The 23,167-nt window shown below is 71.6% G+C and carries 22 protein-coding genes; 11 read left to right on the top strand and 11 right to left on the bottom strand.

All coding sequences use genetic code 11. The features are described 5' to 3' along the window. Positions 1-43 precede the first annotated feature (43 nt). Entirely contained in the window at positions 44-340 is a 297-nt protein-coding gene (locus ACS5PV_RS14740; RefSeq protein WP_455396074.1) for a nucleotidyltransferase family protein, read from the top strand. Between the two features lie 82 nt (positions 341-422). On the opposite strand, the gene ACS5PV_RS14735 is transcribed toward ACS5PV_RS14740, so the two are convergent. Together ACS5PV_RS14735 and ACS5PV_RS14730 are read right to left on the bottom strand one after the other, a co-directional pair. After that, positions 423-1,085: a ribonuclease T2 family protein gene (locus tag ACS5PV_RS14735; protein WP_455396220.1), complete on the bottom strand. Its 663-nt coding sequence runs from the start codon at positions 1,083-1,085 to the stop codon at positions 423-425. A 2-nt stretch (positions 1,086-1,087) separates the two neighbouring features. Continuing rightward, positions 1,088-1,561 carry a hypothetical protein gene (locus ACS5PV_RS14730; protein WP_455396073.1) on the bottom strand — a complete coding sequence of 158 codons (474 nt, stop codon included), beginning with the start codon at positions 1,559-1,561 and terminating at the stop codon, positions 1,088-1,090. A gap of 294 nt (positions 1,562-1,855) precedes the next feature. Here ACS5PV_RS14730 and polA point away from each other — a divergent pair, with 294 nt between their 5' ends. After that, on the top strand, positions 1,856-4,918 hold the full coding sequence (gene polA, locus ACS5PV_RS14725) for a DNA polymerase I (protein WP_455396072.1): 3,063 nt from the start codon (positions 1,856-1,858) through the stop codon (positions 4,916-4,918). A 262-nt stretch (positions 4,919-5,180) separates the two neighbouring features. On the opposite strand, the gene nadC is transcribed toward polA, so the two are convergent. The 4 genes from nadC to ACS5PV_RS14705 all read right to left on the bottom strand — a co-directional run bounded on the left by nadC (position 5,181) and on the right by ACS5PV_RS14705 (position 9,647). Next, positions 5,181-6,044 carry a carboxylating nicotinate-nucleotide diphosphorylase gene (gene nadC / locus ACS5PV_RS14720; RefSeq protein ID WP_455396071.1) on the bottom strand — a complete coding sequence of 288 codons (864 nt, stop codon included), beginning with the start codon at positions 6,042-6,044 and terminating at the stop codon, positions 5,181-5,183. Continuing rightward, positions 6,041-7,561, bottom strand: coding sequence for an L-aspartate oxidase (locus tag ACS5PV_RS14715; protein WP_455396070.1), 1,521 nt, complete (start codon positions 7,559-7,561; stop codon positions 6,041-6,043). The genes nadC and ACS5PV_RS14715 overlap by 4 nt, the downstream gene beginning before the upstream one ends. Beyond that, positions 7,558-8,559, bottom strand: coding sequence for a quinolinate synthase NadA (nadA, locus tag ACS5PV_RS14710; protein ID WP_455396069.1), 1,002 nt, complete (start codon positions 8,557-8,559; stop codon positions 7,558-7,560). The genes ACS5PV_RS14715 and nadA overlap by 4 nt, the downstream gene beginning before the upstream one ends. Positions 8,560-8,687: 128 nt before the next feature. Continuing rightward, a complete protein-coding gene (locus ACS5PV_RS14705) occupies positions 8,688-9,647 on the bottom strand; it encodes an NUDIX hydrolase (RefSeq protein WP_455396068.1) in 960 nt (319 codons plus the stop codon). Positions 9,648-9,935: 288 nt separating this feature from the next. Here ACS5PV_RS14705 and ACS5PV_RS14700 point away from each other — a divergent pair, with 288 nt between their 5' ends. Together ACS5PV_RS14700 and ACS5PV_RS14695 are read left to right on the top strand one after the other, a co-directional pair. Further along, positions 9,936-10,208 (top strand): BrnT family toxin, encoded by a 273-nt coding sequence (locus tag ACS5PV_RS14700; protein ID WP_455396067.1) that lies wholly within the window; start codon positions 9,936-9,938, stop codon positions 10,206-10,208. Then, positions 10,195-10,521, top strand: coding sequence for a BrnA antitoxin family protein (locus tag ACS5PV_RS14695; protein ID WP_455396066.1), 327 nt, complete (start codon positions 10,195-10,197; stop codon positions 10,519-10,521). Before ACS5PV_RS14700 ends, ACS5PV_RS14695 begins: the two co-directional genes overlap by 14 nt. Before the next feature lie 49 nt (positions 10,522-10,570). On the opposite strand, the gene ACS5PV_RS14690 is transcribed toward ACS5PV_RS14695, so the two are convergent. Both ACS5PV_RS14690 and ACS5PV_RS14685 read right to left on the bottom strand, forming a co-directional pair. Next, entirely contained in the window at positions 10,571-11,188 is a 618-nt protein-coding gene (locus ACS5PV_RS14690; RefSeq protein WP_455396065.1) for an HAD family hydrolase, read from the bottom strand. A gap of 86 nt (positions 11,189-11,274) precedes the next feature. Then, positions 11,275-11,676 (bottom strand): hypothetical protein, encoded by a 402-nt coding sequence (locus ACS5PV_RS14685; protein ID WP_455396064.1) that lies wholly within the window; start codon positions 11,674-11,676, stop codon positions 11,275-11,277. A 223-nt stretch (positions 11,677-11,899) separates the two neighbouring features. On the opposite strand from ACS5PV_RS14685, the gene ACS5PV_RS14680 reads away from it, so the two are divergent. From ACS5PV_RS14680 to ACS5PV_RS14660, 5 genes are all read left to right on the top strand, one after another. Then, positions 11,900-12,277: a PepSY domain-containing protein gene (locus ACS5PV_RS14680; RefSeq protein WP_455396063.1), complete on the top strand. Its 378-nt coding sequence runs from the start codon at positions 11,900-11,902 to the stop codon at positions 12,275-12,277. Between the two features lie 35 nt (positions 12,278-12,312). Further along, positions 12,313-12,990 (top strand): response regulator transcription factor, encoded by a 678-nt coding sequence (locus tag ACS5PV_RS14675; RefSeq protein WP_236991814.1) that lies wholly within the window; start codon positions 12,313-12,315, stop codon positions 12,988-12,990. Next, positions 12,987-14,501 (top strand): sensor histidine kinase, encoded by a 1,515-nt coding sequence (locus ACS5PV_RS14670; protein WP_455396062.1) that lies wholly within the window; start codon positions 12,987-12,989, stop codon positions 14,499-14,501. The genes ACS5PV_RS14675 and ACS5PV_RS14670 overlap by 4 nt, the downstream gene beginning before the upstream one ends. Positions 14,502-14,531: 30 nt before the next feature. Further along, positions 14,532-15,665 carry a glycosyltransferase family 61 protein gene (locus ACS5PV_RS14665; RefSeq protein WP_455396061.1) on the top strand — a complete coding sequence of 378 codons (1,134 nt, stop codon included), beginning with the start codon at positions 14,532-14,534 and terminating at the stop codon, positions 15,663-15,665. Positions 15,666-15,757: 92 nt separating this feature from the next. Next, complete coding sequence (locus ACS5PV_RS14660) at positions 15,758-16,531, top strand: SHOCT domain-containing protein (RefSeq protein ID WP_455396060.1); 774 nt, start codon at positions 15,758-15,760, stop codon at positions 16,529-16,531. 262 nt (positions 16,532-16,793) lie between these two features. Here ACS5PV_RS14660 and ACS5PV_RS14655 read toward each other — a convergent pair whose 3' ends face one another. From ACS5PV_RS14655 to ispH, 3 genes are all read right to left on the bottom strand, one after another. After that, on the bottom strand, positions 16,794-17,117 hold the full coding sequence (locus ACS5PV_RS14655) for a GIY-YIG nuclease family protein (RefSeq protein WP_455396059.1): 324 nt from the start codon (positions 17,115-17,117) through the stop codon (positions 16,794-16,796). A 341-nt stretch (positions 17,118-17,458) separates the two neighbouring features. Next, entirely contained in the window at positions 17,459-18,433 is a 975-nt protein-coding gene (locus ACS5PV_RS14650; RefSeq protein ID WP_455396058.1) for a homoserine kinase, read from the bottom strand. A 168-nt stretch (positions 18,434-18,601) separates the two neighbouring features. Next, positions 18,602-19,603 (bottom strand): 4-hydroxy-3-methylbut-2-enyl diphosphate reductase, encoded by a 1,002-nt coding sequence (gene ispH / locus ACS5PV_RS14645; protein ID WP_455396057.1) that lies wholly within the window; start codon positions 19,601-19,603, stop codon positions 18,602-18,604. Positions 19,604-19,821: 218 nt separating this feature from the next. On the opposite strand from ispH, the gene ACS5PV_RS14640 reads away from it, so the two are divergent. Beyond that, positions 19,822-21,681: a monovalent cation:proton antiporter-2 (CPA2) family protein gene (locus ACS5PV_RS14640; protein WP_455396056.1), complete on the top strand. Its 1,860-nt coding sequence runs from the start codon at positions 19,822-19,824 to the stop codon at positions 21,679-21,681. Continuing rightward, positions 21,674-23,083 carry an MATE family efflux transporter gene (locus tag ACS5PV_RS14635; RefSeq protein ID WP_455396055.1) on the top strand — a complete coding sequence of 470 codons (1,410 nt, stop codon included), beginning with the start codon at positions 21,674-21,676 and terminating at the stop codon, positions 23,081-23,083. Before ACS5PV_RS14640 ends, ACS5PV_RS14635 begins: the two co-directional genes overlap by 8 nt. Positions 23,084-23,167: the final 84 nt, after the last annotated feature.

The raw sequence follows: 23,167 nt of genomic DNA, 5'->3' as shown, positions 1-23,167 counted from the left end.
CGTCCCGCGTGAGAATCGGCGCAAGAGGCCCTATCATCATCGCATGCGCCGCGACGAGGTCCTTGCCCGCCTGAAATCCGCCGAACCCGCCCTGCGGGCGAGCGGCGTCGCCGCGCTCTACCTCTTCGGCTCTCACGCCCGGGACGAGGCCAGGGAAGATTCGGACGTCGACGTGTTCGTCGACCCTGCGCCAGGCGTCGCGTTCGGCTTCCTGCCGTTCATGGCGGCCTACGAGGCGATCGAGGCCGCGGTGGGTGCCCGGGTAGATTACGGCACGCGCAGCGGCCTGCATCCGGGCTTGCGCCCGCGGATCGAGCGGGATGCGGTCAGGGTGTTTTGAGCGTCCACGGCTGCTGCAACACTCGGCGTGCATCCCACCCGCGACCTCGGGATGAGGTCGAGGATGGGAACGGCAGCGCGCTCTACCGCCCCGCCCCGACCGCCATCTCCCCGGCGCGGCAGTTCTGGCGCGCCACCTCGGGGCAGGCGGTGAAGCCGCGCAGGTCCTTGGTGAAGCAGATCCGCACCTCCTCGAGCTGGCCGGCCTTGCAGGTCACCGCCATCATGTCCGGGCGCAGGCCCGGATTGGCGGCGACGAACTGGCGGGCGATGTCGATGGGGGCGGCGCGCAGCGATTCCGCCGGCTTCGCCAGGGCGGCGGGGATCGTCACCGCGTCGCGCGCCTTGGCGGTGGCGCGGAAATAGGCCGCCGGGTCGAGGCCCGAGCAGGTGCCGTGCTGGCGCCACTCGTGCCGGGCCAGGCCCTCGCTCGGGAAGACGCCCTCGGCCTCCGCCATCGCGGGACGGCTCGGGCTGCGGGAGAAGGCGCCGCACTGGCTCGGGAAGCCGCGGTCGTATTGCGGCCACAGGCCGTGGACGACGAAGCCGGGGTTGCGGCCCGGGTCGCACTGCCGGTCGTTGCGGCGCTCGCCGGTGAGGGCGCAGTAGGTCGGCGACCAGGACAAAGCCAGGACGTAGAAGTCGAACACGCCCGGCTCGCCGCCGCCCCCGCGCCCCTGCGCGGCGGCGGGACCGGCGGCGACGGCAGCCGCCAGCGCGAGGAGAGTGGCGGCGAGCCGGATCATCATTACGGACGAGCTTCGCGGCAGGACGAGGCCGAGGCGTAGGCGAAGGCGAGGTTGCGGTCGAGGCCGTGGACGCAGAACTCGACGCCGTAGGTCGCCCCGATGATGCCGAGGCTCTCGCGCACCGAGTAGTCGACGCGCCGGCGCACCCCGTCCGAGGTGGTGGCGACCGCGGTGCAGAAGCGGCGGGGAATGAAGTCGACGCCCCAGGGCCGCCAGGCGGTGCGCTCGATGCTGTCGTAGGCGGCGATGGTCAGCGTCGAGTTCCAGAACTTCGCCTCCTTCTCGGCGAACTGGTAGGTGATCTTCTCCAGCACGCCGGCATCCTGGCAGCCGGGGATCTGGGCGTCGAACGGGAACTCGCGCTCCTCGGCCGGGGCGATCTCCTGGCGGGCCGAGCGGGCCTGCGCGGCGGACAGGCCGGCGGCGGTGGCGAGCCCCGCGAAGAGGGCGGCGAGGAGGGGTGTCTTGCGCATGGGCCGGTCCTTGGGCCCGGGGGCAGGCGCAGGCCCGCGACGGGCCCGCGAGGCTCAACCCTTCCGGGTGAATGACGGTTGCTCTCTCGAACCCGACACCAAGCCTCCGCCCGCGCCAAGTCAAGCTTCCGGGCCGGGTCGGCGGCGCTTTCGCGGGCGCCTGGTGTGCTCAGGGCACACCCGGCCGGGGCCGGCGCGCCCATTCCCCGGGGAGCGCGCCTCGGCCGCGGTTTGCCTCGCCCCGGCGACGCACTAAGACGGTCTCGTCAGCCCGCCGAGACGATTGTCAGCCCCATGAGCACCGAGACCGCCCCCGAGACGAAGCCCGTCGGCCCCGGCGATCAGGTGCTCCTGGTCGACGGCTCGTCGTTCATCTTCCGGGCCTACTTCCAGTCGATCAACCAGCCCGAGCGCTACAATTTCCGCCCCTCCGACGGGCTGCCGACCGGGGCGGTGCGGCTGTTCTGCGCCAAGCTCGCGCAGTTCGTGCAGGAGGGCGCGGCCGGCATCGTCCCGACCCATCTCGGCATCGTGTTCGACAAGTCCGAGGGCTCGTTCCGGAAGGAAATCTTCCCGGACTACAAGGGCCACCGGCCCGACGCCCCCGACGACCTCAAGCGCCAGATGCCCCTGATGCGCGACGCGGTTCGCGCCTTCGGCCTGCACCCGATCGAATTGCAGCGCTACGAGGCCGACGACCTGATCGCGACGTATGCCCGCCAGGCGGAGGCGCGGGGCGCGGGCGTCATCATCGTCTCGTCCGACAAGGACCTGATGCAGCTCGTCGGCGACCTCGTGCGGTTCTACGACTTCGAATCGGGCCAGAAGGGCAAGCCGGGCTACCGGCCCGAGCGCAACCTCGACCGTGCCGCGATCGTCGAGCGCTGGGAGGGTCTTGGCCCCGAGCAGATCGGCGACGCGCTCGCGCTGATCGGCGACACCTCCGACAACGTGCCGGGCGTGCCGGGCATCGGGCTGAAGACCGCCGCGGCGCTCATCAAGGAATTCGGCAGCCTGGAGGCGCTGCTGGAGAAGGCCGCGACGATCAAGCAGCCCAAGCGCCGCGAGACGCTGCTGGCCAACATCGACCAGGCGCGGCTGTCGCGCCGCCTCGTCGCCCTCGACGAGGCGGTCCCGGTGCCGGTGCCCCTCGACGACCTCGGCCTGCCGAAGCCCGACCCCGAGCGCCTGGTCGGCTTCCTCAAGGCGATGGAGTTCAACACCCTGACGCGCCGCATCGCCCAGATGCTGCACGTCGACCCCGAGGCGGTGCGCCCCGATCCGGCGCTCCTGCCGGAGGGCGCCGATACCGGCTTCTCGAACGAGAAGGGCGGCAGCGACGTGACGCCGTTCTTCGGCGATGCGCCGGACGCCGCGCCGGCTGAGGCGAAGGCGGAGGTCGATCCCTTCGCCGACCTCGACCTGCCGGATGCGCCGCCGAAGCCGAAAGCCCCGACGGAGGCGACCCCCACCACCCTCGTGGCGGCCCGCGCCGCGGAAGCCGTCAAGCCCTTCGACACGGGTGCTTACGAGACCGTCACCACGGTCGAGAGCCTGGAGGCCTGGATCGCCGAGGCGGTCGAGGTTGGGGTCGTGGCGGTCGACACCGAGACCACGGCGCTCGACGCCAACAAAGCCGACCTCGTCGGCGTCTCGCTCGCCACCGCGCCGGGCCGCGCCTGCTACATCCCGCTCAGCCATCGCGGCGGCGAGGACCTGTTCGGCGGCGGCCTGCTGCCGGGTCAGCTGTCGTGGGAGATCGTGCAGGCGCGGCTGAAGCCGCTCCTGGAAAACCCGGCGGTGCTCAAGGTCGGCCAGAACATCAAGTACGACTGGCTGGTGCTCGCCCGCCACGGCATCGAGGTCCGGCCCTTCGACGACACGATGCTGATCTCCTACGTGCTCGATGCCGGCAAGGGCTCGCACGGCATGGACGAACTCGCCCGCCGCCATCTCGGCCACCAGCCGATCACCTTCGCGGACGTCGCCGGGACCGGGCGCCAGAAGGTCACGTTCGACCGCGTCGCCCTCGACAAGGCGACGGCCTACGCGGCGGAGGATGCCGACGTCACCTTGCGCCTGTGGCGGCTGATGAAGCCGCGGCTCGCCGCCGAGCGCCGGGCCTCGGTCTACGAGACCCTCGAGCGGCCGCTGGTGCCGGTGCTCGCCCGCATGGAGCGCGAGGGCATCAAGGTCGACCGTCAGATGCTGAGCCGGCTCTCGGGCGATTTCGCCCAGTCGCTGGCGCGGCTCGAGGACGAGATCCAGGAGATGGCGGGGGAGAAGTTCTCCGTCTCGTCGCCCAAGCAGATCGGCGACATCCTGTTCGGCAAGATGGGCCTGCCCGGGGCCAAGAAGACGCCGTCCGGCCAGTGGGCGACGCCCGCGACGCTGCTGGAGGAGCTGGCCGGCCAGGGCCACGACCTGCCGCGCCGGATCCTCGAATGGCGCCAGCTCTCGAAGCTGAAATCGACCTACACCGACAGCCTCCAGGAGCATGCCGACCGCGGCACCGACCGGGTCCACACCTCGTTCGCGCTCGCTGCCACCACGACCGGGCGCCTGTCGTCGTCGGACCCGAACCTCCAGAACATCCCGGTCCGCACGGAGGAGGGGCGGCGCATCCGCCAGGCCTTCGTGGCGGATGCCGGCCACAAGCTGATCTCGGCCGATTACAGCCAGATCGAGCTGCGGTTGCTCGCCCACATCGCCGACATCCCGCAGCTGCGCCAGGCCTTCGAGGACGGCATCGACATCCACGCGGCCACCGCCTCGGCGATGTTCGGCGTGCCCCTCGACCAGATGACCTCCGACCTGCGCCGCAAGGCCAAGACGATCAATTTCGGCATCATCTACGGCATCTCGGCCTTCGGCCTCGCCGACCGGCTCGGCATCCCGCAGGGCGAGGCCTCGGCCTTCATCAAGCAGTACTTCGAGCGCTTCCCCGGCATCCGCGCCTATATCGACGACACCAAGAAGATCTGCCGCGACAAGGGCTACGTCACGACGCTGTTCGGCCGGGTCTGCCACTATCCGCAGATCCGCTCCAACAACCCGCAGGAGCGCGCCTCGGTCGAGCGCCAGGCGATCAACGCGCCGATCCAGGGCACGGCGGCCGACATCATCCGCCGGGCGATGGCCCGGATGGAGGGCGCCTTGTCCGAGGCCGGCCTCGCGACCCGGATGCTGCTCCAGGTCCACGACGAACTGGTGTTCGAATCCCCCGACGACGAGGTCGAGCGGGCGCTGCCGATTATCGCCCGGGTGATGGAGGAGGCGCCCCATCCGGCGGTGAGCTTGCGGGTGCCGCTCGCCGTCGAGGCCAAGGCGGCGCTGAACTGGCAGGAGGCGCATTGAGGGCAGCACGGGCCACTTGATTAGTGTCGCGACCTCGTCTCCCAACCTCTTTCCCGGACGACTGAAGCAAAGCGGAAGGAGATCCGGGATCCAGCACAAAAAGCCGCGAAGCGTCCGCTTGTCTGCAACGGTGCAGCATTCGGAGCCGCTTCGCGGCAAGTCTTACGGCTGGATCCCGGATCTCCTTTCGCTGACGCTGCAGTCGTCCGGGAAAGGGTGGAGGGTTATGATATAAGGGGGTTGCTCCGCATCTTGCCCCGGCTCACGCCACGTCCAACCCCAGATCGACGATCGGCGCGCTGTGGGTGATCCAGCCGGTCGAGATCAGGTCCACCCCCGTCGCCGCGATGGCGCCGACGGTCTCGCGGGTGATGCGGCCCGAGGCCTCGCTCACCGCCCGGCCGTCGATCATCGCCACCGCCTGCCGCAGGGTATCGGGGGTCATGTTGTCGAGGAGCACCGCGTCGGCGCCGACCGCCAGCGCCTCCTCGAGCTGCGCCAGGGTGTCGACCTCGACCTCGATCTTCACCAGGTGCCCGACCCCGGCTCGCGCGCGCCGCACCGCCGGGCCGACGCCGCCGGCCACCGCGACGTGGTTGTCCTTGATCAGCACCGCGTCGTCGAGGCCGAAGCGGTGGTTGGCGCCGCCGCCCGCCCGCACCGCGTGCTTCTCCAGCGCCCGCAGGCCCGGCGTGGTCTTGCGGGTGCAGACGATCCGGGCCCGACCGTGCGGCCGAGCGGCCTCGACCAGCGAGGCGGTCGCGGTGGCGACGCCCGTGAGGCGGCAGAGCAGGTTGAGGGCAACCCGCTCGGCCGAGAGGATCGCCCGCGCCGGGCCCTCCAGGGCGATCACCGTGTCGCCCGGGGTGATCAGGCTGCCGTCCGGCCGCAGGACCCGGACGCTCACCGCCGGATCGAGGAGCCCGAAGGCGAGAACAGCCGCGTCCGTGCCCGCCACCGTGCCGGCCTGGCGCGAGACGATGGCGCCGGAGAAGCGCGCGTCCGCCGGGACGATGCTGTCGGTGGTGAGGTCGCCGGCCCGGCCGAGGTCTTCGAGGAGGGCGGCCCGCACGACCGGCTCGACCAGCAGGCGGGGCAGGGGAGGGGGTGTTTGAAGGTCGGTCATCGGGCGTCCTGAAGGCTGGCGGGCATCGGGCGGTCCCGGACGGCATCCGCCGTCGCGAGGGCCTGGGTGAGCGTGATCTCGGTCGAGCGGGGCGGGCGCTGCCCCGGATGGTCGGCGCGCCAATGGGCGCCGCGGCTCTCCTCGCGGCCGAGCGCCGCGGCGGCGACGAGCAGGCCCGTCGTCGCCGCCGCCGAGCCGGCCCGCGCCAGGGGCGCGAGGCGGGTGACGGCCCGGCCGAGGCCGGCGGCGTCGCGCACCAGCCCGGCTCCTGCCTCCATCACGGCGCGGATCTCCGGCAGCGCTTCCCGGGCAAAGGTCTCCTCCGGGGCCCGGCCCGGGCCGGTCGCGCGCGCCTCCAGGCCCAGGATGTCCGCGGCGATCGGCACCGCGAAGGCCATCGCTTCGAGGAGCGAGTTGCTGGCGAGGCGGTTGGCCCCGTGCAGGCCGGTCGCCGCGACCTCGCCGCAGGCCCAGAGGCCGGGCAGCGAGCTGCGCCCGCGCCCGTCCACCCGGATCCCGCCCATGTGGTAGTGGGCGGCCGGCCGCACCGGGATCGGCGCGACCGCCGGATCGAGCCCGGCGGCGCGGCACAGCGCCGCCACGGTCGGGAAGCGGCGCGCCACGTCGAGGCGGCGCGCGTCGAGAAACACCGCCTCGCCCCGCCCCGTGCGCAGCGCGATCGCCCGGGCGACCACGTCGCGGGGCGCGAGGTCCGCCCCGGCGATGCCGGCCATCACCCGGCCTCCCTCGGCATCGACCAGCACCGCGCCCTCGCCGCGCAGGGCCTCGGTGGCGAGCGGCAGGGGACCGTCGGTCGCGGTCGCGATCGCCGTCGGGTGGAACTGCACGAACTCGACGTCGCGCAGCACCGCGCCTGCCCGCGCCGCCAGGGCGAGGCCGGAGCCGGTCGCGCCGGCCGGGTTGGTGGTCGAGCGGTAGAGCCCGCCGAGGCCGCCGGTCGCCAGCACCACCGCGCGCGCCGGCAGGGCGACGCGGCCCCGCTCGGTCCGGGCGACGAGGCCGGTCACCCGGCCCGCGTCGTCCTGTATCAGGGCGCTCGCCCGCCCGACCACCACGGTGATCGACGGGCAGGCCGAGACCGTCCGGGCGAGGGTGCGCAGCACCGCCGCACCGGTAGCGTCACCCCCCGCCTTGACGATCCGGCGCCGACCATGCGCCGCCTCCAGGCCGAGGGCGAGCGTGCCGTCGGGCCCGCGGTCGAAGGCGAGGCCGAGCCGGCAGAGCCAGTCGACCAGGCCGGGCCCGGCCTCGGCGACGCGAAGTGCCACCTCCGGGTCGCCGAGACCCGCACCGGCGGCGAGCGTGTCGGCGGCGTGGAGGGCGGGGGCGTCGTCGGCCCCGATCGCCGCCGCGATGCCGCCCTGCGCCCAGGCTGTCGCGGTCTCCTCGCCGAGCGGCGCGGCGCTGACGAGCGTGACGGGGAGCGGCGCGAGCCGCAGGGCCGTGGCGAGGCCGGCGATCCCGGCTCCGACCACGACGATCGTGTCCGTGCTCATGCCCGCACCGCCAGCATGCGCTCGACGGCGCGGCGCGCCGGGACGATCAGGTCGTCCGGCACCGTGACCTCGTGGGTCAGGGTCTCCAGGCTGCGCCGGATTTTTCCCAGGGTGATCCGCTTCATATGCGGGCAGAGGTTGCACGGCTTGACGAATGCGACGTCCGGGTTGCGCAGGGCGAGGTTGTCGGCCATCGCGCATTCGGTGATCATCACCACCTGCGCCGGCCGGCGCGTCTCGACGTAAGCCTGCATCGCTGCGGTCGAGCCGGCGAAGTCGGCCTCCGCCACCACGGCGGGCGGGCATTCGGGGTGGGCGAGCACCGTCACGTCGGGATAGGCCTCCCGCGCCTCGCGGATGTCCGCGGCGGTGAAGCGCTCGTGCACCTCGCAATGGCCGGCCCAGGTCAGGATCTCGATCCCCGGCAGCTCGGCCTGGACGTTCTGCGCCAGATACTCGTCCGGGATCATCAGTACCCGCGGGACGCCGAGGGACTCGACCACGGCCTTGGCGTTGCCCGAGGTGCAGCAGAGGTCCGATTCCGCCTTCACGGCGGCCGAGGTGTTGACGTAGGTGACGACCGGCACGCCCGGGTGGCGCTGCCGCAAGGCCCGCACGTCGGCGGCGGTGATCGAATCGGCGAGCGAGCAGCCCGCCGCCGGATCGGGGATCAGCACGGTCTTGCCCGGGTTCAGGATCTTGGCGGTCTCGGCCATGAAGTGCACGCCCGCCAGCACGATCACGTCGGCCTCGGTGCGGGCCGCCTCGCGGGCGAGCGCCAGGCTGTCGCCGACGATGTCCGCCACGGTGTGGAAGATCTCCGGCGCCTGGTAGTTGTGCGCGAGCACCACGGCGTTGCGCTCGCGCTTGAGCGCCTGGATCGCCGCGACGTCGGCTGCGAGGGTCGGCCACTCGATCGCCGGCACGTGGTGGCGCACCCGTGCGAAGAGTTCCGCCTGGGACGGGATCCCGGCCCGGTCGAGGGTTGCCGCGTCCATTCTCGCCTCCCGATATATGCTCAAAATGAGCATTTACCCGGCTAGGCTAGTCCTCGACTCCTAGCCTGTCCAGATATGTCTGATCTGAGCATAAGTGCGGCAGGACGACGCGGATCGCCGCGATGCCGTCAGCCCGTCCGGCTCGACGACGGCAGCCGCAGGCCGGGGGCGGGCCGCTCCAGCAGCACCTCGCGGCGAAAGCGCATCAGCCGGGCGGGCCGCCCCCCGGTCTCGGCAGTGACGGCCTCGGTCTCCTCGACGAGGCCCTGCTGGGCGACGAGGCGGCGGAAATTCTGCTTGTGCAGCAGGGTGCCCGACAGGGCCTCGACCACGCGCTGGAGCTGGCCGAGGGTGAAGGCCGGCGGCATCAGCTCGAACACGACGGGCCGGTACTTGATCTTGCCGCGCAGGCGCCCGAGGGCGGTGGCGAGCATGCGGCGGTGGTCGAAGGCCATCGGCTGGCCGGCGAGAACGTCGGACGCTCCCGCCTCCGGCACGAGGCCGGCCTCGAACAGGAGTTCGTAGCGCTCGAGCACCCGCTCCTCGTTCCAGCCGCTCCCGGCCGCCCCGAAGGTCAGGCCGATCCGGTCGCCGCGGCGGCGGCGCTCCTCGGGATCGGGAGCGGCCGCGGCCCAGGCGTCGAGCCGCGTGATGATCGCATCGAGGGCGGCCGGCCGGCCGGAGCGGCGGTCCTCGTAGGGGAAGTAGCGGTACCAGCTCTGCCAGGCCGAATCCTCGGCGGGCCGCGCCTCGCGCACCAGGGCGAGATAGGCGACCGAGAGGGCGTGCCGGCCGTCATCGGGCTCCAGTCCTTCGCCTCCAGGCCGGCGGTTGCGGTCGCCGAAGGTGTAGAGCTGCTCGACGTAGCCGAGGCTCTGGCCGGTCTGGCGCTCGACCCAGGCCCGCAGGCCCCGCTCCAGGGTCGGGTGCGCCGGCTCCAGGGGACCGGCCGGCAGGCCCTCGCCCCGGCCCGCGGGCTGGCCCGCCACCGGCACGGTCAGCACGCGCGGGTCGTCGAGGGTGGCCGCCAGGATGACGGCTGCGAGGCCGACCATGGGTGCCGATGCACGTGGTTCCGCCTCGCTCATGGCCTGCTGCTCATGGCCCGCTCCTGGCTCGCCCCGGGGCTTATCACGACTCGCCTCGGCGGCCAGGCTTTTGTCAGATCCTGCCGGTGCGCCGAACCGAGCGGACATCGCTCCTGTCGCCAGGGATGCGCAGGTCACGGTAAGGGACCGGTGCACGGAAGAGCCCGCTCTCCCGCGCACCCGATGCCGCCTGAGCGCGCAGGCCACCCGTCATTCCTGTACGCACGGGAAGTCTTGGTACGCACGGGAATTCTTGCCGCTGCGATTTTTCGTATGTACGATTAAACGATGCTGATGGTCTGGGACGCACCGAAGCGCGCGAGCAACATCCGCAAGCACCGGATGGACTTCGCCGATGCCCGCGACCGGTTCGAGTGGGCGGGCGCCCTGGTCGAGGCAGGCAAGCCGGCACCGGATGGCCGGCCGCGCTTCCTCGCCGTCGGCTTCCTCGACGGGCAACTCGTGTCGTTGGTCTTTGCCCCCGTCGGCAGCGAGGCCATCGCCGCCATCAGCCTGCGACGGGCCAGCCGAAGCGAGAGGAGCCGCTATGACGAAACGTAAGGCGAGCCTGCCACCCCTCACCGACGCCGAGGAGGCGGAGATCCAGGCCGGGATCGCGCAGGATTCCGACAACCCGGAGATCACGGCGGAGCGATTCGCCCGGATGCGCCCTGCCGCCGAGGTGCTGCCGCCCGCGCTCTACGCCGCCCTGACGCGCCCGCGCGGCCGGCCCAAGGCCGACGTCACGAAGGTGCCGGTCACGATCCGCCTGGATCGAGACGTGGTCGAGGCGTTCAAGGCGACGGGCGACGGCTGGCAGACCCGGATGAACGACACCCTCAAGCGGGCGGCAAGGCGGCTCGGCCCGCGGTGAGGCGATCGACGTCTGCCGCCCGGTCGGACGCCCTGGTCGGGCCGGGGCCCTACGCGTCCAGGCCCAGCGCCGCGAGGTCCCGGCGAAGCCCGTCGACGGACGTGAAATGATGAGCCTGGAGCCCCGCCGCCCGCGCTCCCGCGACGTTCTCGGGGAGGTCGTCGATGAAGAGCACGGCCGACGGCTTCACCGCGAGACCGGCGAGACAGCGGTGGTAGCAGATGATGTCGGGCTTTGCCGCGTGAAACGACGCCGACGCGTAGATCCGGTCCCCGAACAAGGGCCTGAGCTCCGGACAGACGACGTCGATGTGCTCGGTCAGCAGTTCCGAGTTGTTCGTCAGGACCGCCACGGCCTTCGAGGCTCGCAGTCGCTCGACCAGCGCGAGCATCGGGCCGTTCGGCGCGACGGACGCACGACGCGCATCGAGCCACTCCATCAGATTGATCGGGTACCCGATCCGCTCGCCGAAGGCCCGAAGATAGGCCTGTGGCGCGAGGGCTCCGCGATCTCCCTGGAACTCCAGACCGCTGTCCCAGACCGCGGCTTCGATCTCGTCGGCAGGAACGCCGCTGATCCCGGACAGGTGCTCGACGCGCCGGCGCCGGTCGTAGTGGTACAGGACGTTGTCGAGGTCGAAGAGGACGAGTTCGATGTCGGCGACCATGCTCGTCGATTCTCCCTGCTTCCGGGCGACCGAGGCGAAGGACCGCCCCGCCCTGTCCAACCGGGGACGGACCGGGACCTTCCCGGTCACGGCTCCGTCATCGCGACCGAGGCCGGAACCGGCCACACAGGCGCGGCCGAGGCGGCCGTCGGCGCCAAGGCCACCGACGGCGGCACCGGCCCCAGGCACCCGGTGCAGACCGAGGCGATCGCCCGGTTGGCCCGGGCGGTGATCCGCGCCTCGAACGCCTCGCGGGCGGCGACGGCGCGGGCGAGCGCCACCTCGCGCGCGGCCTCAGCCTCGCGGGCGGCCGCATCGTCGCCGGAGCCCCCCTCCGGCGCCTCGTCGCGCGGGCGGATGCGCAGCAGCAGGGGCGCGCCTCCCGACTCCGCTACCGCAGCCGCGGGCTCAAGCGACGCGTCCTGCGCGTGAGCCGCGCCGGCGAGGCACCACGCGAGGGCGAGGAACGGGAACGCGGTGGGGCGCATGGCAACTCCCTGGCTGGCGGCCGGCAGGGTCGGCCGGCGGGGTTAGCGCGGCCTTAACCATAACGGCCGAGCCGCCGGATCGGTCCGCCCACGGCGCCCGGGCCACACCGCGACCGCTGCCGGAACCTCGGCCGCACACGAGAACGTGACCGGTCCGGCGGGCCGGATCCCGGCACCTTCGCATTCAGGGTGCATTCAGTGCCCGGCGACGATGGTCCCCGGCATGCGCAACCTCGCTCTCCTCCTGGTCCCCGCCCTCGTCGGCCTCGCCGGCGCCTCGGGCTGGCTCGCGGCCGCGGAGGAGCGGGACGAGACCGCCACCGGCGCCGTGCCGGCCCAGCCGCTGAAGGCGGTGGAGACGCACCAGACCTGCCTCTCCTCCGGCGACCTGCGCGAGGCGGTGGCGGAGAAGCGCGTCGTCGAGCCGGTGGCGGCGATCCGCGCGGCGCGGGCGGCCGTGCCGCGGGCCGACATCGTGCGGGCCAATCTCTGCCGGCGGGACGAGGTGCTGGTCTACATGCTGACGGCCTTGCGCAAGGACGGCCAGTTCGTGCACGTGATGGTGGATGCCCGGTCGGGACAAGTGTCCGGCCAGTGGTGACACGCGGGTTCATTCTGAACTGAGGGATTCGGGTCGTGCGTCTGCTCGTGGTCGAGGATGACCGGGATCTCAACCGCCAGGTCGTGAGCGCCCTGGAAGAGGCGGGCTACGCCGTCGACAAGGCGTTCGACGGCGAGGAGGGCGCCTTCCTCGGCGAGACCGAGCCCTACGACTGCATCATCCTCGACATGGGCCTGCCGAAGGCCGACGGCGTCTCGGTCCTGTCGGGCTGGCGCCGGGCGCAGGTGAAGACGCCGGTCATCATCCTGACCGCCCGCGACCGCTGGAGCGACAAGGTCAACGGCTTCGACGCCGGCGCCGACGACTACGTCACGAAGCCCTTCCACATGGAGGAGCTGCTGGCCCGGGTGCGCGCGCTCCTGCGCCGCACCGCCGGCCACGCCACGAGCCAGATCAGCGTCGGCCCGGTCGTCCTCGACACCCGGTCGGGCCGCGTCTTCGTCGACGGCAGTCCGGTCAAGCTCACCTCGCACGAGTACCGGCTGCTCTCCTACCTGATGCACCATACCGGCCGGGTCGTGTCCCGGGCCGAATTGACCGAGCACCTCTACGACCAGGATTTCGACCGCGACTCGAACACCATCGAGGTCTTCGTCGGGCGCCTGCGCAAGAAGCTCGCGGTCGACCTGATCCAGACCGTGCGCGGCCTCGGCTACCTGATCGACGCGGGCGCCGGCGGAAAGCAGCCGTGACCGCCCCCGGCCGGGCCGCGGCCGAGGCCTCGCCGGCGGAGACCGGCCTCGCCGGCGGCGTCGCCCCCGCTTCCCCGCGCGCATCAGGACGATTCTGGTGGCTCGGCTGGCGGCCGTGGCGCAAGCGCTCGATCGCGGTGCGCCTCGCCGTCTCGGCGCTGATCGCGAGCGCGCTCATCCTGCTGATCGCCGGGCTGATCCTCTCGACCCTCTACCGCGAGACCACCGAGCGGGCCTTCGACAGCCGGCTCCTCGTCTACGCCAACGATCTCGCCACCAATCTCGTCTCGCCTTCCGATTCCGAGGCGCGCAGCTTCGGGGCGCTCGGCGACCCGCGCTTCGACCTGCCGCTGTCGGGCTGGTACTGGCAGGTCGGCCGGCCGAACGCTCGGCCGAGGGACCTGCGCACCTCGCGCTCGCTCGTCGGCGTGCCGCTCCAGCCGCCCGACAACGCCGTCGGCGAGGCCGGCGCCGGGCAGTTGCGCAAGGGCTACGGCAAGGCGCAGGACGACCGCCCGCTGCGCATCATCGAGCGCACCGTCGATCTCGGCGAGGAGGGCCGCTACGTCGTGCGGGTCGCCGGACCCTCCGACGAGATCGCCGCCGACATGCGGCGCTTCACCTTCGCGCTCACCACGACCTTCGCGCTGCTCGGCCTCTCGCTCGGCCTCACCACCCTGCTGCAGATCCGCTTCGGCCTCGCCCCCCTCATCAAGCTGCGGGCGGCGCTCGGCGCCATCCGCCGCGGCGAGGCCGACCGCATCTCGGGCCAGTACCCGCGCGACATCGCGCCGCTCGCCGGCGAGGTGAACCTCCTGCTCGAGACCAACCGCGAGATCCTCGAGCGGGCCCGCACCCAGGTCGGCAACCTGGCGCATGCGCTGAAGACCCCCTTGAGCATCATCGTCAACGAGGCCTCGGCGGGGGATGCCGGCAGCGAGCTCGCCGTGAAGGTGCGCGAGCAGGCCGCGGTGATGCGCGACCAGGTGAACTACCACCTCGACCGGGCGCGGGCCGCGGCGCTCGCCGGTGCGCTCGGCACCTTCACCGACGTCGAGCCGGTGGTGGCGGCGCTCGTGCGCACCTTCGGCAAGATCTTCTACGACAAGGACCTGACCTTCGACACCAGCGTCACCCCGGGCCTGCGCTTTCGCGGCGAGCGCCAGGATTTCGAGGAGATGATCGGCAACCTCGTCGACAATGCCGCCAAGTGGGCGCACTCGCGCGTCTCGATCCGCGCCGAGGTGATCGGCCAGGGCGAGTACCCGCACCTCATCGTCACGGTGGAGGATGACGGGCCCGGCCTGCCGCCGGAGGCGAGAGCCGCCGTGCTGGAGCGCGGCCGGCGCCTCGACGAGACCAAGCCCGGCTCGGGGCTCGGCCTCTCCATCGTCTCCGACCTCGCCGCGCTCTATCGCGGGCGGCTTCGCCTCGACGCGGCCACCCTCGGCGGCTTAAGGGCAGTGATCGAGGTGCCGGGCGATGCGAGCCCGGCGGCGGCGCAGGCCTGACGGCCCGCGCGACGGGAATTCAAGTTCGGCATGATCCTGCAACGGAGCGAAGCGTTCTACGGCCGTGCCGAGGTGCGCCAGGGCCGGCCGGCCCTGCGCCTGGTCGAGGACGCCCACTACCTCATGCGGGTGCCCCGGCTCGACAAGATCCCGGTGATCTTCGACGCCGCCGGCCGGATGGTGCCGGAATCCCTCGACCACCACAGCGGCGAGCGCACCCCGACCTGGCAGACCACCGAGTGGCCCGAGGAGCAGGGCCCGGTGACCGACACGGCGCCGGAGGGGACCTACCTCTATGTCGGGGCGATCCACCCGCATTACGGCCACTTCGTCATCAACACGCTGGCGCGGTTCTGGCCGCTCCTCGGCTTCGACGGCGGGACCTTGCGCCCGACCCTGCTCTGCCACGGGCCGGGGCCCGACGCCGACTGGAGCGCCACCCCGTTCATCCCGGAGATCCTCGGCCGGCTGGGCTTGAGCGTCATGGACCTCACCACCTTCGGCCGGCCGGTTCGGATCCCGACCCTGCTCGTGCCCCAGGCCGCGCTGCAACAGGACGACTACGCCTTCCCGGTCCTGGCCGAGCTGTGCCGGGAGATCGGACGCGGCTACTACGCGCCCGAGGAGGTCGATGCCGATCCGCAGCCGGTCTACCTCTCGAAGGCGCGCCTGACCGGCGGCGTGCGCCGCTTCTCCAACGAGGCGGCGGTGACGGCGGTGCTGGAGCGCGAGGGCGTGCGGATCGTCTACCCCGAGCTCCTGACCTTCCCCGAGCAGGTGCGCCTGTTCGCCCGCCACCGGGTGATCCTGGGGGCCAACGGCTCGGCCTTCCACACCCTCCTCTTCGCGCCCCCGGGCCGGCGGGTCATCGCCATCGCCGACCGGCTCAAGCTGAGCGCGACCTACCGGCTGATCGACCTCATCACGGGCACTGAGGCGCATTACTACTACCCCGTCGGGACCAGCAGCCACGCCGGCGACGGCTTCACCGTCACCTTCGCGCTGCCGGAGCCGGAGGCTGTGGCGGCGGAACTCCTCGGCAAGATCGCCCGGATCGACGCCCTGCGGGAGAGCGACATGCGGAGCGATCCCGGCGCTTGGCACCTCTCGCCGACGATCCCGCCCCTGCCGCGCAAGTGCAGAGGGCTGCCGGGGCTCGGCTGAGGCGAGGATTGCGCCGGCGGGGTTCTCCCCGGCCGTTCCCCTCGGGCAGGGAGTGCGCTAAGCCCGGGCGCTGCTCCGGAGCGACCTGACCGATGCCCGACCTCGACGCGATCGCCGCCCGCCACGGCGTCGGCCTAGACGCCGCCCGCCACCTCCTCGATGCGCTCGCCCGCGGCCACGGCCGGATGGCGCAGTTCAACCATCCCGATCTTGGCGGCATGGGCCAGTGGTCCGCCGGCGGGATGACGATGATCGGCGACATGTTCAATGCCGGCCTCAAGGCGCGGGTGATCGCGCTCTGCGAGGATCTGGCGCCGCTCGCGACGGCGATGCCGGCGGAGAGCGGGAGCTTCCAGTCCCAGGGTTTCTCTGGACAAGGCTTCTCGGGGCAGGGCTTCTCAGGCCAGGGCTTCGGCGGGTCCTGGTGGCCCGAGGGTCTGGGCCAGCCGGCCACCTCCGGCTCGCAGAACGACGCCCGCTACGCCTTCTTCCCGGAATCCCGGCGGCTGGCCATCGAGAGCGGCGGCCGGGTGACGCTCTACGACACCGGCGACCACCGGATCGGCGGCGTCTCGCAGCAGCAGGGCTCGTCCCATTCCCTGAGCTTCACCAGCCAGCACGGCCCGGTGCGGCTCGACGAATTACCGGTGGTGGGCGAGCCCGGCCCGGATGCGGGCCCCGCCCCGCAGGCCGCGCCGGCACTCGCGCCGGAGACATCCACGCCGACGCCCCCGTCCCAGCCGGCCGGCGCGCCGAGCGGGGACGTGTTCGGCCTGATCGAGCGCCTGTCGGAGTTGCACCGCCGGGGGGTGCTCACCGAGGCCGAGTTCGCCGCGAAGAAGACGGAGTTGCTGGCGCGGTTGTAAGGGATCGATGCGGATTCGAGGGCGGCGGATCGCGGCATCGGACGCTGCGAAGGCTGGTCTTGAGAGCTACGATGCTTTCGAAGCCCCCTCTATCCCGCCCGCGCCCTCATCCTGAGGTGCGAGCAAAGCGAGCCTCGAAGGAGGCCTCCAGAAGTCTCCGAGATCCCTGGAGGCCTCCTTCGAGGCCTTCGCTTCGCTCCGGCACCTCAGGATGAGGTCGCGGGCGGAATCGCCGAAAGCTGACAGGCTCTGAAGACACTCATCAAGCGCTGCTGTCGCGCTCGCGCTCCTCATCCTGCACGCTCTGGCGCTTGGCCAGGAACTGGAGCCGGTCCCAGTCGCGCTGGATCAATGCTTCCTTCTTTGCCCTGCTCCACCCCTTGATGCGCCTCTCCATAGCAACCGCATCCGCGATACGCTCAAAGAGTTCGGCATAGACGAGGGTCACGGGCCGGCGTTGGCGTGTGTAGCCGGGGTAAATGCTGGTTTGATGCTCGCTGATGCGTTTGTCGAGGCTAGTTCCGCGCGCTGATCCAACGTCGTAGCTGTCGTCGGAACAGCGCAGGATATAGACGAAGGCATTCACGAGCGGCGCCTCGCGAAAGATGACCGGTTATCCATATCAAGCACCTCATCCTGAGGTGCGACTGCAAGCAGCCTCGAAGGAGGTATCCAGCAATCGCCGTGGTTTCTGGAGCCCTCCTTCGAGGCTGCTGCGCAGCACCTCAGGATGAGGTTGAGGATAGGATGATCGGGAAAGCGATCAACCGGGCGGCATGGCATCCACGGAGGCCGGCCCGCACCTCGTCGGTGGATCGTCCGCGGCCCGGATCATCCATCATCGCGTCGTAGGTCACCCCGACCACGTCACGCAGCCAAGTTCCGACCGACCACCTGCCGCCTCAACGCCGTTGCGGGACCGGTTGCTCACCGCCCCACCGCGCTCCACCCATACTCTTCCGCCGCCGCGACCTTGCGGTGGAACGCCAGCTTGCGGTCGTATTCGAGCGGGTCCTTCGGCTTCACCAGGGCGCCGGGGGGCACGTTGAGCCAGTCGACGAGGCGGGTCAGCATGAAGCGGAGCGCCGCGCCGCGGGCGAGCAGCGGCAGGACTTCCACTTCTCGCGGTTCGAGCGGGCGCACCGCCTGGTAGGCGGCGATCATCGCCTGGCCCTTGGTGCGGTTGAACGAGTAGTCCGCCTCGAAGCACCAGGCGTTGAGGCAGATCGCCAAGTCGTAGGCGAAGGAATCGGTGCAGGCGAAGTAGAAGTCGATCAGGCCCGAGACCTCGTCGCCGAGGAAGAACACGTTGTCGGTGAAGAGATCAGCGTGGATGACGCCGCCGGGCAGGTCCTGCGGCCAGGATTTTTCCAGAAGCTCCAGATCCGCGCGGGTGCGATCGGCGAGACCGGGTGCGACGCGGTCGGCCTGGGCTTCGGCCGCCTCGAAGAGCGGGCGCCAGCCCGCGACCGAGAGGGCGTTCGGGCGCCGCATCGGGAAATCCGCCCCGGCGGCGTGCAGGCCGGCGAGCGCGGCGCCCAGCGCCCGGCAGTGCCTGACGCCGGGCCGGCGCACTGAGACGCCCTCCAGGAACGACACGATCACCGCCGGCCGGCCGCAGAGCCGGCCCAGGGTGGCGCCGTCACGGGTGCGGATCGGCTGCGGGCAGGCGAGGCCGTTGGCGGCCAGGTGCTGCATCAGCCCGAGGAAGAACGGCAGGTCGCCCTCCCGCACCCGCTTCTCGTAGAGGGTCAGGATGTAGGAGCCGGTGGTGGTGTGCAGGATGAAGTTGGTGTTCTCCACCCCCTCGGCGATGCCCTTGTAGGACAGGAGATCGCCGATCTCGTAGGCGGCGAGAAAGGCGGCCAGCGCCTCGTCCGGAACCTCGGTGTAGACCGCCACGGCCGTTCTGCTTCGCTCTGGAAAAGGGATGAAGGAAATGAAACGCCGGCGCCTCAAATCGGGCGCGGGATCCCCTCTCCAGGCGATGCCGGGCAAGCCCGGCATCGCCTGGAGAGGGAGACCGTGCACCACCCTGATACGCTGGTGTCCGCGGATAGGCGCTTGGCTTTACTCCGCCGCCTCGCTGCGCAGCTCGCGCGGCAGCGGAAACACCATGTCCTCGGTCGTCGTCGAGACGGTGTCGACGGTGACCTCGTAGCGGGTCGCGAAAGCGTCGATGATCTCCTCCACCAGCACCTCGGGGGCCGAGGCGCCGGCGGTGAGCCCGAGGCGGCGGATGTCGGAGAAGGCCTCCCAGTCCAGATCCTCGGCGCGGTTGACGAGCCGGGTGATCGGGCAGCCGACGCGCTCGGCGACCTCGCGCAGGCGCTGCGAATTCGAGGAGTTCGACGAGCCGACGACGATCAGCGCGTCGACGAGCGGGGCGACCTGCTTCACCGCTTCCTGGCGGTTGGTGGTGGCGTAGCAGATGTCGTCCTTGTGCGGGCCGACGATCTTCGGGAACTTGTGCTTCAAGGCCTCGACGATGTGGTGGGTGTCGTCGACCGAGAGGGTGGTCTGGGTCACCCAAGCGAGGTTGTCGCGGCTCTCGGGCTCCAGGGCCTCGATCTGCTCGATATCCTCGACCAGGGTAATCGAGCCCTTGGGCAGCTGGCCCATGGTGCCGACGACCTCCGGGTGGCCGGAATGGCCGACGAGCAGCACGTGGCGGCCGCGCTTGTGGTGGATCTCGGCCTCGCGGTGGACCTTGGTCACCAGCGGGCAGGTCGCGTCGATGGTGGTCAGCCCGCGGGAGTTCGCGTTCTGCGGCACGGTCTTCGCCACGCCGTGGGCGGAGAAGATCACCGGGGCCTTGCCGTCCGGCACCTCGTCGAGCTCGGCGACGAAGACCGCGCCTTTGCGCTTCAGGCTCTCGACCACGTACTTGTTGTGCACGATCTCGTGCCGCACGTAGACGGGCGGGCCGTAGAGGGCGAGCGCGCGCTCGACCACGTCGATGGCCCGCACCACGCCGGCGCAGAAGCCGCGCGGCGCGCAGAGGAGGATCTCGAGGGGCGGCTTCGCGGGCGCGGCGGCACCGGCGTCGGTCTGGTTCACGGAGGCGCTCATGATCCGGGATGTGGCGAGGCGGGGCGGCCCCTGTCAACCTCCCTTGTGCCACGCAATCGTGGCGATCAATAGATCTCCCGCGCGACACCTCCCCTGCGGCAGCCGCGCGACGGGCGGCGCAGGTCCCGCCGGCGGGCCGAAACCCGGGTTCGCGCCGCGGCCCCGTTCGGGGTAAGGGGAGACTTGAGCCGACCTCGAACCCGGGAGAATCCCGCGCGATGGCGACCGCCGCCGACCACGCCAGCTTCCTGCCGCCGGTCCTGACCTTCCTGTCCGCCGCGGTGATCGGCGTGCCGATCTTCCGCCTGCTCGGGCAGAGCGCGGTGCTCGGCTACCTCGTCGCCGGCGTCGTCATCGGCCCGTCGGGCCTCTCCCTCATCACCGAGCCGGAGACCGCCCGCAGCGTCTCGGAACTCGGGGTGGTGCTGCTCCTGTTCATCGTCGGGCTCGAACTCGAGATCTCGCGCCTGATCTCGCTCCGGCGCGACATCCTCGGCCTCGGCACGCTTCAGCTCGGGCTCTGCGCCCTGGCGCTCGGCGGCCTCGGCTACCTCTCCGGCCTGTCGGGGGGCGCCGCGACCGTGATCGGCATCGCGCTCGCCCTCTCGGCGACGGCGGTCGCGCTCCAGCTCCTCGAGGAGCGCCGCGACCTCGCGGCCCCTTACGGCCAGCGCGCCTTCGCGGTGCTGCTGTTCCAGGACCTGTCGATCGTCGGCATCCTGGCGCTGCTGCCGCTGATCGCCCAGACCGGCACGGCCGGGGGCAGCGAGGCCTGGCTCGGCACGGCGCTGCAATCGGCCGGGACCGCGGTCGCCGCGGTGATCGGTGTCGTGCTCGTCGGGCGCTACGGCCTCAACCCGTTCTTCCGCCTGCTCGCGGCGAGCGGCGCGCGCGAGGTGATGACGGCGGCGGCCCTCCTCGTGGTGCTCGGCACCGCCCTCATCATGGAGGAGGTCGGGCTGTCGATGGCGATGGGGGCGTTCCTCGCCGGGCTGCTGCTGGCCGAATCGAATTTTCGCCATCAGCTCGAGGCCGATATCGAGCCGTTCCGCGGCATGCTGCTCGGCCTGTTCTTCATGAGCGTCGGCATGTCGATCGACCTCGGCCTCGTCGGCCAGAACTGGCTCGGCCTGTCCGCCGCCACCGTCGGGGCGATCCTGATCAAGGTCGCGCTGGTGGCGGGCCTCTTTCGCCTGTTCGGCTCGCCCTGGCTCGACGCCCTGCGCGGCGCAGCCGTTCTGGCCCCGGCGGGCGAGTTCGCCTTCGTGCTCCTGCCGGTCGGCCAGGAGCTCGGCCTCGTCGACGGCCCGTCCGGGCGGCTCGCCATCGCGCTCGCCGCCATCACCATGCTGATCGGGCCGATCGGCGCCAAGGTCCTCGACGGGGTGCTGTCGCGCCGCGCCAGCGCTCCGCACGAGCCGGAGCACGAGGCGATCGAGGGCGCCGAGGCGCGGGTGCTGGTGATCGGCTTCGGCCGCTTCGGCCACATCCTCAACCAGGTGCTGCTGGCGCAGGGCCTCAGCGTCACGGTGATCGACAAGGACGTCGAGCAGATCCGCAGCGCCGCCCGCTTCGGCTTCCGGGTCTATTACGGCGACGGCACCCGCCTCGACGTGCTGCGCTCCTCGGGCGCCGGCAAGGCGGAGGTGGTGTGCATCTGCATCGACGACCCGGAGGCGACGCTGAAGATCGTCGACCTCGTCCACGCCGAGTTCCCGGCCGCGCGCACCTACGTGCGGGTGTTCGACCGGGTCCAGGCGATCGAGGCGATGGGCCGCGACGTCGACTACCAGATCCGCGAGACCTTCGAATCGGCCCTCGCCTTCGGCCGCGCCACCCTGGAGGCGCTCGGCCTCTCGCCCGACGAGGCGGCCCGCACGGTCGACGACGTGCGCAAGCGCGACCTCGCCCGGCTGGTGCTCCAGCAGGCCGGCGAGCCCCTCGACCGGGCCGACCCCCTGCGCAGCCTGGTGCGGATCAAGCCCGAGCCCCTGACCGCGCCGCTCCACGCCTCGCACGGCCTGAACCCGGAGACCGAGGACATCATCGCCCGCGAGCGGGCCGGCGCCGATGGGTGAGGTGCGCCCTCCCGACCCCGACGCCGCCCCGGCCGCCCGCTTCGTCACCGGCTCGACCCTGCGCCACGTCGTGGTGATGGCGGCGACCGGCTCGGTCGGCCTGATGGCGATCTTCGTCGTCGACCTCCTGTCGCTGCTCTACATCGCGCGGCTCGGCGATCCCGTGCTGACGGCGGCGGTGGGCTTTGCCACCATCGTCCAGGTCTTCGCGGTCTCGATCAACATCGGGATGATGATCGCGGTCGGCGCGCTCGTCTCGCGCGCGCTCGGGCGCGGCGATGTCGGGGAGGCGCGCCGGCTCGCCGCCTCGTCCCTGGTGCTGGCGGTGGTCGCCTCGGGCCTCGTGACGGCGCTCATGATCCCGCTGCTCGACCCCTTCCTGACGCTGATCGGCGCTTCCCCCGAGACCGTGCCGACGGCCCGGACCTTCCTGTGGATCGCCTTGCCCTCGAGCCTCCTGATGGCGCTCGGCATGGGGTTCTCCGGCGTGCTGCGGGCGGTGGGCGATGCGCGCCGCAGCATGAACGTGACGCTCGCCGGCGCCGCGGTCACGGTCGTGCTCGATCCGCTGCTGATCTTCGGCCTGAATCTCGGCGTCGAGGGCGCGGCGGTCACGATCGTGATCGCCCGCCTCGCCTTCGCGTGGGTGGGCTATTCGGGGGCTGTCCGCGTCCACCGGATGGTGGCGACGCCCACCCTGGCGGCGGTCATCGGCGACGCCGGCCCGATCCTGCGGGTCGCGCTGCCGACCGTGCTCACCAACCTCGCGCCCCCGGTGGCGAGCGCCTTCCTCGCCCACGTCATGGCGGGGTTCGGCACCGCGACGGTGGCCGGCAACGCGGTGGTCGACCGGGTGGTGCCGGTGGCCTTCGGCGGGCTGTTCGCCCTCTCCGGCGCGATCGGGCCGATCCTCGGCCAGAACTGGGGTGCCGGCCGCTTCGACCGGATGCGCGCGACCCTTCGCGATGCCGCCCTGGTGACCGGATTCTACGTCGGCACGGTCTGGCTCGCGCTCGTCATCGCCCGCGCGCCGCTCACCGCCCTGTTCGGGCTCACGGGCGCCGGCGCCGACCTCCTCGGCTTCTTCTGCCACGCCGGCGGGGCGATCTGGTTCTTCAACGGGCTCCTCTTCCTCGGCAACGCCTCGTTCAACAACCTCGGCTTTCCGCTGGCAGCCAGCGCCCTCAACTGGGGCCGGGCGACGCTCGGGACCATGCCGACGGCGCTGCTCGGCGCGCATCTCGCCGGGCCGGAGGGGGCGATGGCCGGGATGGGGATCGGTTCGGCTTTGTTCGGGGTGGTGGGGCTGGCACTGGCGTTTCGGACGGTGGGGGTGTTGGAGGGGAGGGAGGGGGCGAGCCTCAATGTGGAGGCGCAGCCGGTTGGGGAACGGATGTCTTAGGCCCTAATTTGATCGACCCAACAACGGACGAGCTGTTTTCATTTAGCTGCCGCTCTTACAATCAAGCTGATTATTTATTGACTT

The sequence above is a fragment of the Methylobacterium sp. Gmos1 genome, from assembly GCF_053764715.1.
Note: the sequence above shows the minus strand (reverse complement) of the source record. Positions and strands in the feature narration are given on the sequence as shown.

What these genes read in the sequence shown, in the direction of transcription:
- ACS5PV_RS14735 (WP_455396220.1), bottom strand. Translation starts at nt 1,085, where the DNA reads ATGATCCGGCTCGCCGCCACTCTCCTCGCGCTGGCGGCTGCCGTCGCC.
- polA (WP_455396072.1), top strand. Translation starts at nt 1,856, where the DNA reads ATGAGCACCGAGACCGCCCCCGAGACGAAGCCCGTCGGCCCCGGCGAT.
- ACS5PV_RS14665 (WP_455396061.1), top strand. Translation starts at nt 14,532, where the DNA reads ATGATCCTGCAACGGAGCGAAGCGTTCTACGGCCGTGCCGAGGTGCGC.
- ACS5PV_RS14715 (WP_455396070.1), bottom strand. Translation starts at nt 7,561, where the DNA reads ATGAGCACGGACACGATCGTCGTGGTCGGAGCCGGGATCGCCGGCCTC.
- ACS5PV_RS14700 (WP_455396067.1), top strand. Translation starts at nt 9,936, where the DNA reads ATGCTGATGGTCTGGGACGCACCGAAGCGCGCGAGCAACATCCGCAAG.
- ACS5PV_RS14695 (WP_455396066.1), top strand. Translation starts at nt 10,195, where the DNA reads ATGACGAAACGTAAGGCGAGCCTGCCACCCCTCACCGACGCCGAGGAG.
- ACS5PV_RS14660 (WP_455396060.1), top strand. Translation starts at nt 15,758, where the DNA reads ATGCCCGACCTCGACGCGATCGCCGCCCGCCACGGCGTCGGCCTAGAC.
- ACS5PV_RS14680 (WP_455396063.1), top strand. Translation starts at nt 11,900, where the DNA reads ATGCGCAACCTCGCTCTCCTCCTGGTCCCCGCCCTCGTCGGCCTCGCC.
- ACS5PV_RS14740 (WP_455396074.1), top strand. Translation starts at nt 44, where the DNA reads ATGCGCCGCGACGAGGTCCTTGCCCGCCTGAAATCCGCCGAACCCGCC.
- ACS5PV_RS14690 (WP_455396065.1), bottom strand. Translation starts at nt 11,188, where the DNA reads ATGGTCGCCGACATCGAACTCGTCCTCTTCGACCTCGACAACGTCCTG.
- ACS5PV_RS14705 (WP_455396068.1), bottom strand. Translation starts at nt 9,647, where the DNA reads ATGAGCGAGGCGGAACCACGTGCATCGGCACCCATGGTCGGCCTCGCA.
- nadC (WP_455396071.1), bottom strand. Translation starts at nt 6,044, where the DNA reads ATGACCGACCTTCAAACACCCCCTCCCCTGCCCCGCCTGCTGGTCGAG.
- ispH (WP_455396057.1), bottom strand. Translation starts at nt 19,603, where the DNA reads ATGAGCGCCTCCGTGAACCAGACCGACGCCGGTGCCGCCGCGCCCGCG.
- ACS5PV_RS14685 (WP_455396064.1), bottom strand. Translation starts at nt 11,676, where the DNA reads ATGCGCCCCACCGCGTTCCCGTTCCTCGCCCTCGCGTGGTGCCTCGCC.
- ACS5PV_RS14640 (WP_455396056.1), top strand. Translation starts at nt 19,822, where the DNA reads ATGGCGACCGCCGCCGACCACGCCAGCTTCCTGCCGCCGGTCCTGACC.
- ACS5PV_RS14635 (WP_455396055.1), top strand. Translation starts at nt 21,674, where the DNA reads ATGGGTGAGGTGCGCCCTCCCGACCCCGACGCCGCCCCGGCCGCCCGC.
- nadA (WP_455396069.1), bottom strand. Translation starts at nt 8,559, where the DNA reads ATGGACGCGGCAACCCTCGACCGGGCCGGGATCCCGTCCCAGGCGGAA.
- ACS5PV_RS14730 (WP_455396073.1), bottom strand. Translation starts at nt 1,561, where the DNA reads ATGCGCAAGACACCCCTCCTCGCCGCCCTCTTCGCGGGGCTCGCCACC.